The 14,410-nt window shown below is 69.5% G+C and carries 15 protein-coding genes; 3 read left to right on the forward strand and 12 right to left on the reverse strand.

What is annotated here, in order from left to right; translation table 11 throughout:
- Positions 1-120: 120 nt before the first annotated feature.
- Genes AC50YM_RS14610 through AC50YM_RS14625 form a run of 4 tightly spaced genes read right to left on the reverse strand, consistent with a single transcriptional unit; the run spans position 121 to position 4,113 of the window.
- Complete coding sequence (locus tag AC50YM_RS14610; protein ID WP_494957674.1) at positions 121-1,812, reverse strand: ribonuclease J; 1,692 nt, start codon at positions 1,810-1,812, stop codon at positions 121-123.
- Between the two features lie 60 nt (positions 1,813-1,872).
- Positions 1,873-2,781 (reverse strand): 4-hydroxy-tetrahydrodipicolinate synthase, encoded by a 909-nt coding sequence (gene dapA, locus AC50YM_RS14615; protein WP_494957675.1) that lies wholly within the window; start codon positions 2,779-2,781, stop codon positions 1,873-1,875.
- A gap of 58 nt (positions 2,782-2,839) precedes the next feature.
- The gene (locus AC50YM_RS14620) at positions 2,840-3,688 is read right to left on the reverse strand and encodes a carbon-nitrogen hydrolase family protein (RefSeq protein ID WP_494957676.1); all 849 of its coding nucleotides are present in this window, start codon (positions 3,686-3,688) and stop codon (positions 2,840-2,842) included.
- A gap of 20 nt (positions 3,689-3,708) precedes the next feature.
- Positions 3,709-4,113, reverse strand: coding sequence for a hypothetical protein (locus AC50YM_RS14625; RefSeq protein ID WP_494957677.1), 405 nt, complete (start codon positions 4,111-4,113; stop codon positions 3,709-3,711).
- 116 nt (positions 4,114-4,229) lie between these two features.
- On the opposite strand from AC50YM_RS14625, the gene AC50YM_RS14630 reads away from it, so the two are divergent.
- Positions 4,230-5,465 (forward strand): heparan-alpha-glucosaminide N-acetyltransferase domain-containing protein, encoded by a 1,236-nt coding sequence (locus tag AC50YM_RS14630; RefSeq protein ID WP_494957678.1) that lies wholly within the window; start codon positions 4,230-4,232, stop codon positions 5,463-5,465.
- Between the two features lie 53 nt (positions 5,466-5,518).
- Here the strand turns inward: AC50YM_RS14630 and AC50YM_RS14635 are convergent, their stop codons facing one another.
- From AC50YM_RS14635 to AC50YM_RS14665, 7 genes are all read right to left on the reverse strand, one after another.
- Entirely contained in the window at positions 5,519-6,001 is a 483-nt protein-coding gene (locus AC50YM_RS14635; RefSeq protein ID WP_494957679.1) for a hypothetical protein, read from the reverse strand.
- Between the two features lie 5 nt (positions 6,002-6,006).
- The gene (dapB, locus tag AC50YM_RS14640) at positions 6,007-6,765 is read right to left on the reverse strand and encodes a 4-hydroxy-tetrahydrodipicolinate reductase (protein WP_494957680.1); all 759 of its coding nucleotides are present in this window, start codon (positions 6,763-6,765) and stop codon (positions 6,007-6,009) included.
- Between the two features lie 98 nt (positions 6,766-6,863).
- On the reverse strand, positions 6,864-7,391 hold the full coding sequence (locus tag AC50YM_RS14645) for a molybdenum cofactor biosynthesis protein MoaE (protein WP_494957681.1): 528 nt from the start codon (positions 7,389-7,391) through the stop codon (positions 6,864-6,866).
- Positions 7,381-7,908 carry a MogA/MoaB family molybdenum cofactor biosynthesis protein gene (locus AC50YM_RS14650; RefSeq protein WP_494957682.1) on the reverse strand — a complete coding sequence of 176 codons (528 nt, stop codon included), beginning with the start codon at positions 7,906-7,908 and terminating at the stop codon, positions 7,381-7,383. The genes AC50YM_RS14645 and AC50YM_RS14650 overlap by 11 nt, the downstream gene beginning before the upstream one ends.
- Positions 7,905-8,408 (reverse strand): cyclic pyranopterin monophosphate synthase MoaC, encoded by a 504-nt coding sequence (gene moaC / locus AC50YM_RS14655; RefSeq protein ID WP_494957683.1) that lies wholly within the window; start codon positions 8,406-8,408, stop codon positions 7,905-7,907. The genes AC50YM_RS14650 and moaC overlap by 4 nt, the downstream gene beginning before the upstream one ends.
- A complete protein-coding gene (locus AC50YM_RS14660; RefSeq protein WP_494957684.1) occupies positions 8,396-9,619 on the reverse strand; it encodes a molybdopterin molybdotransferase MoeA in 1,224 nt (407 codons plus the stop codon). The genes moaC and AC50YM_RS14660 overlap by 13 nt, the downstream gene beginning before the upstream one ends.
- A 91-nt stretch (positions 9,620-9,710) precedes the next feature.
- A complete protein-coding gene (locus AC50YM_RS14665; RefSeq protein WP_494957685.1) occupies positions 9,711-11,405 on the reverse strand; it encodes a molybdopterin-dependent oxidoreductase in 1,695 nt (564 codons plus the stop codon).
- A 117-nt stretch (positions 11,406-11,522) separates the two neighbouring features.
- Between AC50YM_RS14665 and moaA the strand changes: the two genes are divergently transcribed.
- Both moaA and AC50YM_RS14675 read left to right on the forward strand, forming a co-directional pair.
- Positions 11,523-12,659, forward strand: coding sequence for a GTP 3',8-cyclase MoaA (gene moaA, locus AC50YM_RS14670; RefSeq protein WP_494957686.1), 1,137 nt, complete (start codon positions 11,523-11,525; stop codon positions 12,657-12,659).
- Positions 12,660-12,666: 7 nt separating this feature from the next.
- Entirely contained in the window at positions 12,667-12,933 is a 267-nt protein-coding gene (locus AC50YM_RS14675; RefSeq protein ID WP_494957687.1) for a MoaD/ThiS family protein, read from the forward strand.
- Between the two features lie 39 nt (positions 12,934-12,972).
- Here the strand turns inward: AC50YM_RS14675 and AC50YM_RS14680 are convergent, their stop codons facing one another.
- A complete protein-coding gene (locus AC50YM_RS14680; protein ID WP_494957688.1) occupies positions 12,973-13,437 on the reverse strand; it encodes a helix-turn-helix transcriptional regulator in 465 nt (154 codons plus the stop codon).
- Positions 13,438-14,410: the final 973 nt, after the last annotated feature.

The raw sequence follows: 14,410 nt of genomic DNA on the forward strand, positions 1-14,410 counted from the left end.
ATTTCCGGGCCCCTGCGGGGACCATGTTGCCGGCCGCGGGACGCAAAAACGGCCCTCCCGGTCCGCAGCACGCGGGAGCCTGCGGCAGGCCGGGAAGGCCGTCGTGGTGGGGAAAGGCGCTTAGGCCTCCAGCACCACCGGGATGATCAGGGGCTTGCGGCGCAGCTTGCGGTTGACCCAGGTGCCGACGACGCGGCGGACAACCTGCTGCAGCTGGTGCGTGGTGTGGTCCGTGCGGTTGAGCACGGCTTCCTCCAGTGCGGCGTTGATCTTGGGGATGATCTCGTCGAAGACCGAGTCGTCCTCGGCCACGCCGCGGGCGTGGATCTCCGGGCCGGAGACGACCTTGCCGGTGGCGCGGTGGATCACGGTGATGATGGAAATGAAGCCTTCATCGCCGAGCGTCTGGCGGTCCTTCAGGTCAGCTTCGGTGACTTCGCCAACGCTGGAGCCGTCGACGTAGACGAAACCGACTTCGACCTGGCCGACGATGTCGGCCTGGTGGTCGCGGAGGTCGATGACGGTGCCGTTGTCCGCGAGGAGGATGCTTTCTTCGGGGACCCCGGAGTCCAGGGCGATTTTGCCGTTGGCGATCAGGTGGCGGGTTTCACCGTGCACCGGCATCGCGTTGAGCGGCTCGAGGATGTTGTAGCAGTACAGCAGCTCGCCGGCGGCGGCGTGGCCGGAGACGTGCACCTTGGCGTTGCCCTTGTGGATGACGTCGGCGCCGAGCTTGAGCAGGCCGTTGATGATGCGGAAGACGGCGTTCTCGTTGCCCGGGATCAGGCTGGAGGCGAGGATGACGGTGTCACCCTGGCCGACGACGACGCGGTGGTCGCCGTTGGCCATCCGGGACAGGGCGGCCATCGGCTCGCCCTGGGAACCGGTGGACATCAGCACCACGCGGTTGTCCGGCAGGTTGTCGATGTTCTTGATGTCGACCAGGATGCCCGGGGGCACGTCGAGGTAGCCGAGCTTCTCGGCGATGGCCATGTTGCGGACCATCGAGCGGCCGACAAAGGCAACCTTGCGGTTGTGGTTGGCGGCGGCGTCGAGGACCTGCTGGACGCGGTGCACGTGTGAGGAGAAGGACGCGACGATCAGGCGCTTGGAGGCCTGGCCGAAGAGCCGGTCCAGGGTGGGGCCGATTTCCTTCTCGGCGGTGGTGAAGCCCGGCACGTCGGCGTTCGTGGAGTCCGACATAAACAGGTCCACGCCTTCTTCGCCGAGCTTGGCGAAGTGGCGGAGGTCGGTGATCCGGCCGTCCAGGGGCAGCTGGTCCATCTTGAAGTCGCCGGTGTGCAGCACGGAGCCGCCGGCGGTGCGGAGGAACACGGCGAGGGCGTCGGGGATGGAGTGGTTGACCGCGACGAATTCGCACTCGAACGGGCCGAACTTCTGCACCTGTCCCTCGGTGACGGTCTGGGTGACCGGCTTGATCCGGTGTTCCAGCAGCTTCGCCTCGATGAGGGCCAGCGTCAGCCGGGAGCCGATCAGGGGGATGTCGGCGCGCAGCCGCAGCAGGTACGGAACGGCGCCGATGTGGTCCTCGTGGCCGTGGGTCAATACGACGGCGACGATGTCATCGAGGCGGTTCTTGATGTAGGAGAAATCGGGCAGGATCAGGTCGACGCCGGGCTGGGTTTCCTCGGGGAAGAGGACGCCGCAGTCGACGATGAGCAGCTTGCCGTCGATTTCGAAGACGGTCATGTTGCGGCCGATCTCCCCCAGTCCACCAAGCGGAACGATCCGCAGGGTGTCCTTGAGCAGTTTCGGCGGCGTGACAAGGCCGGGAAGGGCGGTCTGGGTCATAATGCACTACTTTCCAGGCGGGTACCGGCCTGGTCTTTTCTCGTCAGTTGGAACACCTGATCAGGAAAAGACCATTCCGGCTTCCGCCAAGTCCTCGCGGATGGTTTCGATCTCGGCCTGGTCCGGCTCCACGAGGGGCAAACGGACAACCGAGTTGGGCAGGACTCCCTGCCACTTAAGAACTTGCTTCGCAGCAACAGCACCCTGAATGTGGGTCATCACTGCACGGACCACGGGGTCCAGTTCGAAATGTATGGAGCGGGCGGTGGCGAAGTCGCCCGCAAGTGCGGCATCAATCAGCGCGCGGAATCGTGGTGTTGCGACGTGGGCGGCGACGCTGACCAGCCCGACGGCGCCGGCTGACATCCACGGCAGGGTCAGGCCGTCGTCGCCCGAGTAGACGTCGAGGTCGGTGTTGGCGAGGACGCGGGTGACGGCGGCGAAGTCGGCCTTGGCGTCCTTGAGCGCAACGATGTTCGGGTGGTCCGCCAGCCGGATCATGGTTTCGGGCAGGATCGGCACGCAGGACCGGCCCGGGATGTCGTAGACCATGACGGGCAGATCCGCGGCGTCGGCGACGGCCTCAATGTGGGCCTGGATACCGGCCTGGCTGGGCTTGTTGTAGTACGGGGTGACGATCAGCTGGCCGTGCGCGCCGGCTTTGGCGGCTCGCTTGGCCATCTCGATCGAGTGCGAGGTGTGGTTGGTGCCGGTCCCGGCGATAACCTTGGCGCGGTCCCCCACGGCCTCCACGATCACCCGGAAGAGCTTTTCCTTCTCGTCGTCTTCCAGCGTGGAGGTCTCCCCCGTGGTACCGGAAATAACGAGGGCATCGTTGCCGTCGTCGACGAGCTTGTTGGCCAGCTCGGCGTTCTGCTGGTAGTCGACCTCACCGTCGGTTGTGAAAGGTGTGACCATGGCGGTCACAAGGGTTCCGAACGTATAAGAGCGAGTAACAGAGGCAGCCATATGAAAAACGTTACCCTGTCCCCGGCGTGATCGAACAATGACGGCGACGTGATGAAGATCAATCCCGGTCCGGGGGCCCAGCCGGGCCGGCCGAACGGACTCCGCGGCGAGGTGCTTCCGGGGCCGCGCGATCCCGGTCGAGTTGGTCCAAAACGGCATGCTGCAGGGTCACGGTGAGCACCTCAGTGCCCGTTCCGACGGCCTGCCGGATCACCAGACCGTCCGGTCCCCAGAAGCCGCTGCCGCCCACCGAGGGCCCAAGGTCCGTGGTCCCGCCGAGGTTGGCCAGCAGGCTGAAGATCCGGTTGTCCTTGGCCAGCGCGCCGGGATGCACGGCCGGGCGCCTGGCCGGGTCGGCGGCCGGCCCGTGGTCCGCACCGGCGGTGCAGAGCGCCGGGACTGCATAGATGTCAGCGCCGGTCTCCGCCGCCCCGCGGGCCCTCGCCGGCCTGTCGGTGCTGTCCGAGCAACCACCCACGGCGATCGTCCAGCCGTCGAGGTCCAGCCTGACCGGCCGGTCACCGGCGCTGAGGAACTGCGGCTCCGGGCCGTCGTGCCACGCCCTGAACCCGGTATCCAGCCCGCCGTTGGGGTGGACGGCGAGCGTGGCCAGGCGCGGCGTGCCGTCCGCTTCCCTGACCGGGGCACCGACGACCGCAGTGATTCCGGTCCGCCGGCAGATTTCGCGCAGGCCGTCCAGACGAACGTCGCCGGCGGTCACCCAGCTCTCCGGATCAGCCAGCCTCCCCGGCCCGTAACCGGTGAGGGACACCACGGGGAAGATAACCAGCCGGGCTCCGTGGCTGTCCGCGTCTTCGATCAGCCGGATGTGCTCCGGGACATTGGCGGCGAGTCCGCCGTCGAGCGCCGTGTACTGAATGGCGGACAGCGTCAGTGCGGTGGTCACCCTGCCATCCTAGGCACCGCTCACCCGGCCGGGGCAGCCCCGCCGGACGGTGTGGCGCAGTAGCGGCTGACGGCGGCCTCCCGGATGCCCTCCGCCCACGCCGCGAGCCGCTGGGCCGCCCGCACGTAATGGAACAATTCGCCGGGCGTGAGCGCTTCAAGATCGGTCTCGGCGAGCCGGCGGGCAAGTTCGGCACCGGGCGGCTGCGCCGACAGCGCGGCACCCTCCCGCTGCCACTGGACGTCCTCCGCCGGTTCGCCGGCAACGAGTTGCCGGAACAGGAAGTCCACAACGCCGGGACTCATGGCCTTCAGCACACCGGGCACCGCGTCCGGGCGAACAGTCTCCTGCCGCGCCGAGTGACGCCGAGCCGAGTTCCGCCGGGCGGCGCCCAACCGGATATTGGGATCTGATGGATTGTTCATGCCCCCATCGTATTCGAACATATATTCGAATACAAGGGCCTGTGCAGCTTCTGTGAACTTGCCCGAAACACCCGTTGGCCCGGAATCACCGGTGCCGGTCATGAGACGATCGAAAGATGACGCCGCGCGGAACCGCCTCCCCCTCCCGGACCGCCGGCGGCAAGGTGGCCGGGGCTCGGCTGTCCGGCATTGATGCCGCCCGCGGCCTGGCGCTCCTTGGCATGATGGCTACCCATATCTTCCCCACTTTCGAGTCCGATGCCCAGCTCACCCCCACCTGGGTGGGGCTGGTTTTTTCGGGACGCGCCTCGGCCCTGTTCGCTGTTCTTGCCGGAATCGGGCTGGCACTCTCAACCGGCAAACAGCAGCCGCTCCAGGGACCGCAGCTGTCGGCCGCCCGACGGGGAATCGCCCTCCGGGCCCTGGTGGTGGGCGCCGTCGGGCTCTCCATCGGCGGGCTGGAAGTGAACATCGCCATCATCCTGGTCCACTACGCCGTGCTGTTCCTGTGCGTGCTGCCGTTCCTCGGACTGGACATCAAACGCCTGCTGGTCCTGGCCGTCGGCTGGGTGCTGGTGACCCCGGCACTGGCGTTCCTGCTGCGGCCCTGGCTCCTCGCCGCCGAGCCGACCCTGCAACTGGGCCACAATCCAAAGTGGGAGGACCTGTCGGCCCCCGGCGTGCTGCTCGGGGATCTCTTCCTGACCGGTTACTACCCGGTTTTTCAGTGGATCGCCTACCTGCTGATCGGGCTCGCGATCGGCAGGCTGGCCCTCACGAAGGCGGCCGTCCCGGTCCTGCTGCTGGCCGTGGGCACGGTGGTGGCGGTGCTGGCCAAATGGCTCAGCGTGGTGCTGATGGAGGACCTGGGCGGCCGGGCGGCACTGCAGGCGTCCCTGCTCGATCCGTCCTATCCGCTGGAGAGCCTCCTGCAGGTCAACCTGGCCGGCATCGACCAGACCGGCTCCGCCTGGTGGCTCGCCACCAGCGCCCCGCATTCGGGCAGCACGCTGGATCTGCTGCACACGTCGGGGGTGGCGGCCGCCGTCGTCGGTGTCTGCCTGCTGCTGGGCCGGCTGGTCCAGCGGACCGGGCGGGACCTGCTGCTGCCGCTGCGCGGTGCCGGTGCCATGACGCTCAGTTTCTACACGGCCCATCTGTGCGTGATGGCTTCGTTGTATGGCCAGCCGTTGCCGTCCGGGTGGACGGTGGAGGGCGTCTATTGGGTGCAGGCGGTGACGATCCTGGTCCTGGGAGCCATGATCGCGGCCCTGGCGTGGCGGGGGCCGCTGGAGTTGCTGGGGCATGCCGCAAACCAACTGGGCCGCTACCGGCCCGCCCGCGTCAGCTGAGGGCACCTCAGCGGAGCAAGCGTCTGCTGACCCGCGCCGCAGCCGGGCGCACCTCAGGCTTCGCGGGATCCCGTCCGGTAGAGCCGAACGGCGTCGCGCATCGAGGCGCGCGCCCGCTTGCGGTCGCCCGCGGCGTCGTAGGCACAGCTGAGGCGGAACCAGGAGCGCCAGTCTTCCGGCGCGGCTTCCGTCTCGGCACGGTACTTCTCAAATTCACGGTCCGCGGCCTCGCGGATGATGCGGCCGGCGGGGGTGCGCGGCAGATTGTCCTCCGGCAAGCCGCCTTCGGCTTCGAGGATTTTCGCCAGCCGCTCGGTCCGGGCGCCGAACAGCAGCTCGCGGACGAGTGCCCAGGCGCCGATCACGGGCAGCAGGAGGTAGGCCACGCCGATGGCTTTGGCCACCGGGTTGGCGTCCATCATCAGCAGCACCGAGCGCTGGAACGACACCACCAGATAAAAGACCAGCAGCAGCGTGACGGCGCCGACCCAGATCTTCGTGCGGTTGGCTTTGAAGGCGGTCAGGACGTTAGCCACGCCGCTCAGAGCCCCAGGTCCAGGTAGCCGTCCAGGCCCACGGTGAGGCCCGGGTGCGACGCGATGTTGCGCACGCCCAGCAGTACCCCGGGCATAAACGAGGCCCGGTCAAAGGAGTCGTGCCGGATCGTCAGCTGCTCCCCCGGTCCGCCCAGCAGGACTTCCTGGTGCGCCACCAGGCCGCGGAGCCTGACGCTGTGGATGCGGACGCCGTCGACGTCGCAGCCGCGTGCGCCGGGAAGCTCACTCGTGGTGGCGTCGGGGCTGGCGGGCAGGCCCGCGGCTTCGCGCGCGGCGGAGACCAGCTGCGCGGTGCGAACGGCGGTTCCGGACGGGGCATCCACCTTTTCCGGGTGGTGAAGTTCGACGATTTCGACCGATTCGAAGTAGCGCGAGGCCTTCGCGGCGAAGGCGGAGGCGAGGACCGATCCGAGGGCGAAGTTCGGCGCGATCAGGACGCCGACGCCGGACCGGCCGGCGAGGAGCTCCTGCAGCCGGCCCAGCCGTTCCGCGTCCCAGCCGGTCGTGCCGACGACGGCGTGCATGCCGTGTTCGACGGCGAAGCGGACGTTCGCTTCGGTGCTCTCGGGGACGGTCAGATCGACCACGATCCGGGCTCCGGCGTCGACGAGGGCGTCCAGGGAATTGTTCCGGCCCAGCGCGGCGACAAGTTTCAGGTCGGCGGCAGCCTCAACGGCCTTCACCGCCTCGGCGCCCATGCGCCCGTTCGCGCCCAGCACGGCGACTGCGAGTTGTTCGGTCATGCGATCAACCCTACCGTCGGGGCTGCCGCGCGCCTGAACCGGCGGCCCCGCATGACGGGACAGCTAACCGGCGATCCCCCCGGAGGCGCCGGCCCGGACTACGCCCCCGCGCCGACCCATTCGACGGTGCCGTCGGTGAAGAACTGTTCTTTCCAGATCGGAACCTGGGCCTTGATCCGGTCGACGAGCTCCGAGCAGACCTCGAAGGCCTGGCCCCGGTGCGCGGCGGAGACGGCGCAGACCAGCGCCGGGTCGCCGATCTCCAGCATTCCGATCCGGTGTGCCACCCAGATCCGCACCGGCTGGCCCGCTGTGCCGAATTCCCCAGGGGCTTCGCCAACTGCCCCGCCGGCGGTTCCACTGGCGGTCCCGCGCGCAGCTCCCGCGTCAGCCTGTTCGGCGACGAGCTGCGCGACGACGTCGGCCATTACCTGGTGCGCCGACGGGTGCACGCTGTAGCTGAGCCGCTGCACGGCTTTGCCGGCGTCGTGGTTCCGGACCACGCCGCTAAAGCTGACCACCGCTCCCGCGGTGTCCGAATCGACCGCGGCGATGGCCTGCTGCACCGAGATGGGCTCGGCGCTCAGCACCGCGGTCACCACGTCGAAGGCTGAGTCAGTGGCCATGGGTGCCCTCCAGTTGGTCGCAGAGATGTCCGAGAATGGGGTCCAGCACGCTGAGCCCGTCCATCACACCTTTCGGGGATCCGGGGAGATTAACGATGAAGGTCTGGCCCGCAGCACCGGCATGGCCCCGGCTGAGCATCGCCGTCGGGGTCTTGGCGATGCCGGCGCCGCGGATGCCCTCCATGATGCCGGGGATCTCGCGGTCCAACAGCGGACGGGTCTGTTCCGGCGTGACGTCGGTGGGGCTGAGGCCGGTGCCGCCGCTGGTGATGATGACGGCCGGAGCCTGGGTCAGGAGCGCGCGCAGGGCCGCTCCCACGGCTTCGCCGTCCGGGACCACGAGGGCCGGATAGGGCTCGAACCCGTGTTCGGTGAGCCAATCGATAATGACGGGTCCGGTCAGGTCCTCGTAGACTCCCGACGCGGCCCGGGTCGAGGCAATCACGACGCCGGCCTTCCGCCCGGTGGCTTCACCGTGCCGGTGTGGTTCGGGCTGGTTCATTCCTGAAAGGGTCATAGTGTCCAGTCCCCGCTCTTGCCGCCGCTTTTGGCCAGCACTTTGATATCGGTCAGCACCGCGTGTTTGTCCACGGCCTTGATCATGTCGTACACGCTGAGCGCAGCCACCGCGGCTGCGGTCAGCGCTTCCATTTCGACGCCGGTGACGCCGAGGGTCTTGACCGTTGCGAACACGGTGACCGATTCGGTGTCGAGTTCGAAGTCCACGGTGACTTTGGCGATCGGCAGCGGGTGGCAGAGCGGGATCAGGTCCGCGGTCTTCTTGGCGGCCATAATGCCGGCGACCCGGGCGACGGCCAGGGCGTCGCCCTTGGGCAGGTCTCCGGCACCGAGCAGGGCCAGGACCTCGGCCGTGCTGCGGACGGTGGCGGTGGCCGTGGCCTCGCGGGTGCTTTCGGCTTTGTTCGACACGTCCACCATCTGGGCCGTGCCGTCCTGCCGGAGGTGGGTCAGGCGGTGGTTTCCCGTTGTGGGGTCTTCTTCTTTCACAGCATCCATACTTCCACCTCCGCGCCGCAGGCGAGCGCGGAAATTCCTTCCGGCACCTGGATCAGGGCGTTGGAGTGTGCCAGGGCGCTGACCAGGTGCGAGCCGGGACCGCCTTCCAGCCGGACTGTGCCGTCCGGGAGGACCGTGCCGCGCCGGACCTGGTGCTTGCCGGCCGGGGAGGCCAGCGCCCCGGCCAGCCGTGCCCTGCCCACCGGACGCGGGGCGGGCGAGCCGAAGAGGTCGCCGAGCGCGGGCCGGAGGAACATTTCGAACGAGACGAGGCAGCTCACCGGGTTGCCCGGGAAGCAGACGACCGGGACGCCGTCGAACGTTCCGATGCCCTGCGGGCCGCCGGGCTGCATGGCGACGCCGAAGAAGTCGACGTCGTGGCCAACCATCGCCTGCCGGACCACCTCGTAGGCGCCCTGGCTGACTCCTCCCGTCGTGACGATCAGGTCCACGTCCGCGGTGTGTCCGCGCAGCAGACCGGCGAGTTCCTCCGGGCGGTCCGTGGAGATTCCGCTCCGGGTGACGTCGAGACCGGCCTGGCGCATCGAGGACTCCAGCAGGGTGGCGTTGGAGTCATAAATCCTGCCGGGGGCCAGGCTGGCGCCGGGCTCCACGACCTCGTCCCCGGTGGTGACCAGCAGGATCCGCAGTGCCCGGTAGACGGGGACTTCGGTGAGTCCCAGCGCGGCCAGCAGTCCCAGCTGGCCGGGACCCAGGCAGGTTCCGGCCGCGAGGGCCAGCTCGCCGGTGCGGATATCGCTGCCCGCGTCGCGGACAAAGGTTCCGGCCGGAGCGGCGGGCAGCCGGACCGTGGCCGGCACACCGGGCGCGGGGAAGACTGCGGGTAGGGCCTGTTCGATCGGCACGACGGCGTCCGCCCCCGGCGGCATCATGGCGCCGGTCATGATCGGGGTGGCAGTCCCGGCGGCCAGCCCGGCCGGGGCGGCGCCGGCCGGAACCGGGGCCGCCACGCGAAGGTCGGCGCCGCCGTCGGGCACCTCGGCGCTGCGGATGGCGAAGCCGTCCATCTGCGAATTCGCGAACGGGGGCAGGTCCAGCGGCGCCACGATGTCCGACGCGAGTCCGCGGCCCAGCGCGGCGAGGAGCGGGAGCCGTTCAATCCGGTCGGGGCTGCGGAGCGGGGCCAGCAACTGCCGGACCGACTCGCGGTGCGCTTCGACGGTGACGTGCCGTGCCTGGCTGCGGTGCATGCGTTAGTGACCCCTCGTCGTGAGCCATGGGCTGGATTCGCCGGCACGGCTCGCTGGCCCGGCTGCCGGGCCCGGCGTGGTGGCCGGCCCGTTAGGATTTCACGTCAACTCTAACCGTGTGGAACCCGGTGGCCCCGCTGGGCGCCACCGGCGCGCGGTCCTCCACCTGCGCGACGCCGTTGAGATCCGTGGCGCGGACCTGGACCTCATAGCTGCCGGGGGTCAGCGGCAGTTCCAGTTTCCACTGGTACCAGGTGTCCTTCGAGATCCCGGGTGCCAGTTCGGCCTGCTGCCACGCCCCGCGGTTGACCCTGAGTTCCACCCGCCCGATTCCGGTGTGCTGGGCCCAGGCGACGCCGCCGAAGGCGACCGTTCCGGCGTCCACGGAGCGGCCGTTCCGGGGCACGTCGATGCGGGAGGAGGTTTTGATCGGTCCCCGCTCGCTCCAGCCGCGGGGCGTCCAGTATCCGACGTCGTCCGCGAAGCGCGTCAGCTTGAGCCCGGTGACCCACTTGGTCGCCGAGACGTAACCGTAGAGTCCGGGGACGACCAGCCGCACCGGGAAGCCGTGCTCCAGCGGCAACGGTTCACCGTTCATCCCGACGGCCAGGAGCGCGTCCCGGCTGTCGGTCAGCACCTCCAACGGGGTGCCCGCGGTCCAGCCGTCCGTGCTGCGGGACAGGACCATGTCCGCCCCGCCCTTCGGGCCGGCCAGGGCCAGCAGGTCCCGGACCGGCCAGCCGAGCCAGCGCGCGTTGCCGATCAGATCCCCGCCCACCTCGTTGGAGACGCAGGCTATCGTGATGTGCCGTTCGATCAGGGGTTTGGCCAGCAGCGCGGCGAAGTCCAGCGAGATCTCGCGCTCCACCAGGCCAGTGACTTTCAGGGACCACTGCTCCGGATCCACCACCGGGACGCGCAGCGCGGTGTCGATCCGGTAAAAGTCCTTGTTGGGAGTCAGCAGCGGGCCCACGCCCTCCAGCCGGACCTCGGCTCCGGCCGGGATCGGCGGAGCCGGTGACTCCGGCGCGGGGAGCGCCAGCTTGCTGCGCAGCTCACTCACGACGGCGGCGGCCCCGCGGATCGTCGCGGCGAGCACGCCTGCAACCACTCCGGCGGCGGCCGTTCCGCCGAGCGCCTGGACGAAGCGGCGCCGGGAAGTCGGCGGCGACCGCGGGGCAGAACCCGGCTGGGCACTACCTCCTGGCGCAGCGCTTCCCGGTCCGGGGCTTGCGGGGGCACCCTCATCCTGGCCCGCAGCTGCGGGCGGCGCTCCGGCGGCGGTCCGCCACTCCTGCAGCCGGCGGATCAGCCAGCGCAGCAGGATCATGCCCACGACGGCGGCGAGCAGCGGGATCGGCACCGCGTTCATGGTCAGTTCGGTCCGGCCCAGCACGGCCACCAGCCCCACCACGCCGAAGACGGCGATGATGGCGGCTCCGGCAAAACGGCGCCGCAGCTCCACGCTTCCGGACAGGGCCGCCAGGGCGGCGATCAGGAGCCCCATGCCACCGAGCAGGGCAATCTTGTCCGCCGTGCCGAACAGCGCGACGGCCCAGTCCTTGACGCCCGGCGGGACCACATCGATCACGGCGCCCCCGACTGCGGTCACCGGGGAAAGCGAGGGGCTCACGAGTCCCGCCGCGAGCTCCCCGAGCGCAAGCCCGGTTCCGACGGCCACTACGCCGGCCGCAGCTGCCCAACGGGTCGCCTGCCGCTCCGGACCTCGGGGACTCGGGGTGGTGTTCACTCCTCCAGCATAGGTTTGCGCCCGCCCCGGCAACATAACCGAGCGGGCAAGCCCCCGATAACCGAACGGGCAAGTCCCCGGTGTGCTTCCGTCATCGGAGAGCCGGGCCTTGACGGCTGTGATCCCGGGGCCGGGGTGGCGTAGCCTGACGGTATGAGTGTTCAGCTTGGTATGCCCCAGCCCCGCGCGGAGGACGGCTCCGGCGCGGGCGCTTCCGGTGCGCAGCTGCCCGGACGCCCGGCCGGAATGCCCGCCGGGCTCCTCGACCGCTACGGCCGCCGCGCGACCGACATGCGGCTCTCGCTGACGGACAAATGCAACCTGCGCTGCACCTACTGCATGCCGGCCGAGGGCCTGGAGTGGCTGTCGAAGCAGGCCGTGATGTCAGCAGAGGAAATCGTCCGGATCGTGCGGATCGGCGTCGACACCCTCGGCGTGCGCGAACTGCGGCTCACCGGCGGCGAACCCCTGGTCCGGGCCGACCTGCTGGACATCATCGCCGCGCTCCGGAAGGCCCACCCCGACCTGCCGATCTCCATGACCACCAACGCCGTCGGACTGGACAAAAAAGCCGCCGGACTCAAGGCCGCCGGACTGTCCCGGATCAACGTCTCGCTGGACTCCCTCCATGAGGAAACCTTCACCCAGCTGACCCGCCGGCCCTTCCTGACCAAGGTGCTGGCCGGTGTGGACGCCGCCTGGGCCGCAGGGCTTGGCCCCGTCAAACTCAACGCCGTCCTGATGCGCGGCATTAACGACGCCGAATCCCCCGCACTGCTGGCCTGGGCCCTGGACCGCGGCTACGAACTGCGCTTCATCGAGCAGATGCCGCTCGACGCCGACCACGGCTGGACCCGCCGGAACATGATCACCGCCGCGGAGATCCGTGAGCTGCTCTCCGTCGACTACGTGCTCAGCGCTGATCCGCGGGACCGCGACGGCGCCCCGGCCGAACGCTTCGAGGTCCGGGCCCGGGTGCCCGGCACCGGCGAGGCCACCGGCGACGTGCTGGGAACCGTGGGCATCATCGCCTCGGTGACCGAGCCGTTCTGCGCCGACTGCCGCCGCACCCGCATCACCGCGGAGGGCAAGATCATGAGCTGCCTGTTCTCCCGGCAGGAAGTGGACCTGCTCGGGCTGCTCCGGGAGGGCGCCAGCGACGAACAACTCGCCGAACGCTGGCAGGACGCCATGTGGATCAAGCCGAAGGCCCACGGCATGGACCACACCGGACTGGACGCCCCGGACTTCGTCCAGCCGGACCGCAGCATGAGCGCCATCGGAGGCTGAACACCCTGTGAACGTACGCTACTTCGCTGCCGCGCGCGCCGCGGCCGGCGTCGACGAGGAACGCTATGACCTCCCCGAGGACGCCACCGTCGCCACGCTGCTCGCGGCCATCCTCGCCATCGAACGCCCCGAACCCCCCACCGGAACCCCGCCGCTGCCCCGACTCCTCGCACGCAGCAGCTTCCTGCTCAACGAGATCGCGGTCCGGAACCGTGCCGCGGTGCTGCAGCCGGACGACGTCGTGGACGTCCTGCCGCCCTTCGCCGGCGGCTAGACAACCGTGGACTAGACCAAGGGGTTTCCGGGCTTCGGACTAGTCAAAACGGTTGCCGGGCTCCTCATGGCGGGTCCGGCGCCGGGCAGTTCCCGGGCCAGCCCCGGCCGGCCCCGTCGCGGTGCCAAGCGCCAACCCCAGCAACGCACTCCGGCTTCGAACGCCGCAGGCAGCGAAGACAGCCTTGAACTGGTCCTGCACGGTGTAGGGGCTGATCCGCAGCGCCGCTGCCAGCTCCGCCGTGTTGAGTCCGCCGGCGGTGAGTCCCAGCAGCCGGTGCTGCTGCGGGGTAAGGGCGAAACAGCGGGCGAAGACCTCGAGCCGTTCCGCCGCCGGACATTCCTGGATGGTCACGGCGAGCGGCGGCGTGGCCCCCGGGTGAGCGGCGTCCATCCGGGTAGAGCGCAGCAGCGCCCAGGCCCCGAGGCCAACGGGGACGCGGGATAGGGCCGGGTGGGGGTCCACCCCGGCTTCGCGGGCCAGCAGCTGGGCGGCAACATTCAACCTCTGCGGGAATACCCTCATACGGCCGGGGCCCGCGCTGCAGCAGTCCCAGCCAGTCACCGGCCGAGGCCGTCTGTCCCACTACGGCCAGCCGCTCGTCCAGGGTCAGCACCGCCTGCGGCGGCAGCGGTTTCCGGGCGGCAGGCCACGCGGCGCCGCGCCCTTCCGCGTCCCGCCGGCACTGGGACGCCCGGCTGCGCCGCAGGCCGGCAGCCACCAGCGGCGCGGCCGTGGCGAGGTAATCGGTCTCCGGCTCGGAGAATGTGCCTTCATCCCCGGCACGCCACAGGTCCAGCCAGCCCCAGCAGCCATGCTTGTCGGCAAAGACAGTCGAGAGCACATCTGTCACCCGATAGCGGACCAGCAGCCCGTTCCACAGCGGACTGCGCGCCGGGTGTCCGCCGGTCTCCATCAGCAGGGTTGTGGCCGGCCGGCGCAGGCCGATGAGCGCGGTCCAGCGGCAGTCGGGCGTCAGGTATTTGAGCCGGATCAGCTCCGGCAGTTCGTCCGGGCAGGGGATTCTGGCCATTGGCGCGATGCCGGTGGCGGACTCGGGGTCCGAGAGCGGCCAGGCATAGGCGCTGAACGGCACCATCCGGGCAAGTTCAGCTAGCACTCCCCGGCGCAGCTCCTTGTCGTCAAGCACGTCCCGGCAGAGTTCCCCGATGCGTTCCAGGCTCCGGCTCAGCGCCCAGCTGGTGGTCATAAATCCAGTATGCCCCCGAGTCCGCACCGACTGAATCCGCCCGTGGAACACGCTGCTGCAGCCGGCCGCGTTGCAGCGTGCGATGCCGGCCGCGTTGCCCCGCTGCGCCGGCTGCCACCACCAGATTTCTGGGATACCGCACGCCGGCCAGCCGCGCCTAGTGCTCCGTGTTAATGGTTTGTTTGCGTTTCATCTTGCCCAGGAGGTACTCCGCTGACTTGGTCCAGGTGAATGGTTTGGCGTCCTGGTTGTAGTTCTCGATGTAGC

It is taken from the genome of Pseudarthrobacter sp. RHLT1-30-1 (assembly GCF_059383415.1).

Coding starts and splice junctions, on each gene's coding strand:
- AC50YM_RS14610 (WP_494957674.1), bottom strand. CDS start 1,812: ATGACCCAGACCGCCCTTCCCGGCCTTGTCACGCCGCCGAAACTGCTC.
- dapA (WP_494957675.1), bottom strand. CDS start 2,781: ATGGCTGCCTCTGTTACTCGCTCTTATACGTTCGGAACCCTTGTGACC.
- AC50YM_RS14625 (WP_494957677.1), bottom strand. CDS start 4,113: ATGAACAATCCATCAGATCCCAATATCCGGTTGGGCGCCGCCCGGCGG.
- AC50YM_RS14630 (WP_494957678.1), top strand. CDS start 4,230: ATGACGCCGCGCGGAACCGCCTCCCCCTCCCGGACCGCCGGCGGCAAG.
- dapB (WP_494957680.1), bottom strand. CDS start 6,765: ATGACCGAACAACTCGCAGTCGCCGTGCTGGGCGCGAACGGGCGCATG.
- AC50YM_RS14645 (WP_494957681.1), bottom strand. CDS start 7,391: ATGGCCACTGACTCAGCCTTCGACGTGGTGACCGCGGTGCTGAGCGCC.
- AC50YM_RS14650 (WP_494957682.1), bottom strand. CDS start 7,908: ATGACCCTTTCAGGAATGAACCAGCCCGAACCACACCGGCACGGTGAA.
- moaC (WP_494957683.1), bottom strand. CDS start 8,408: ATGGATGCTGTGAAAGAAGAAGACCCCACAACGGGAAACCACCGCCTG.
- AC50YM_RS14660 (WP_494957684.1), bottom strand. CDS start 9,619: ATGCACCGCAGCCAGGCACGGCACGTCACCGTCGAAGCGCACCGCGAG.
- AC50YM_RS14665 (WP_494957685.1), bottom strand. CDS start 11,405: ATGTTGCCGGGGCGGGCGCAAACCTATGCTGGAGGAGTGAACACCACC.
- moaA (WP_494957686.1), top strand. CDS start 11,523: ATGAGTGTTCAGCTTGGTATGCCCCAGCCCCGCGCGGAGGACGGCTCC.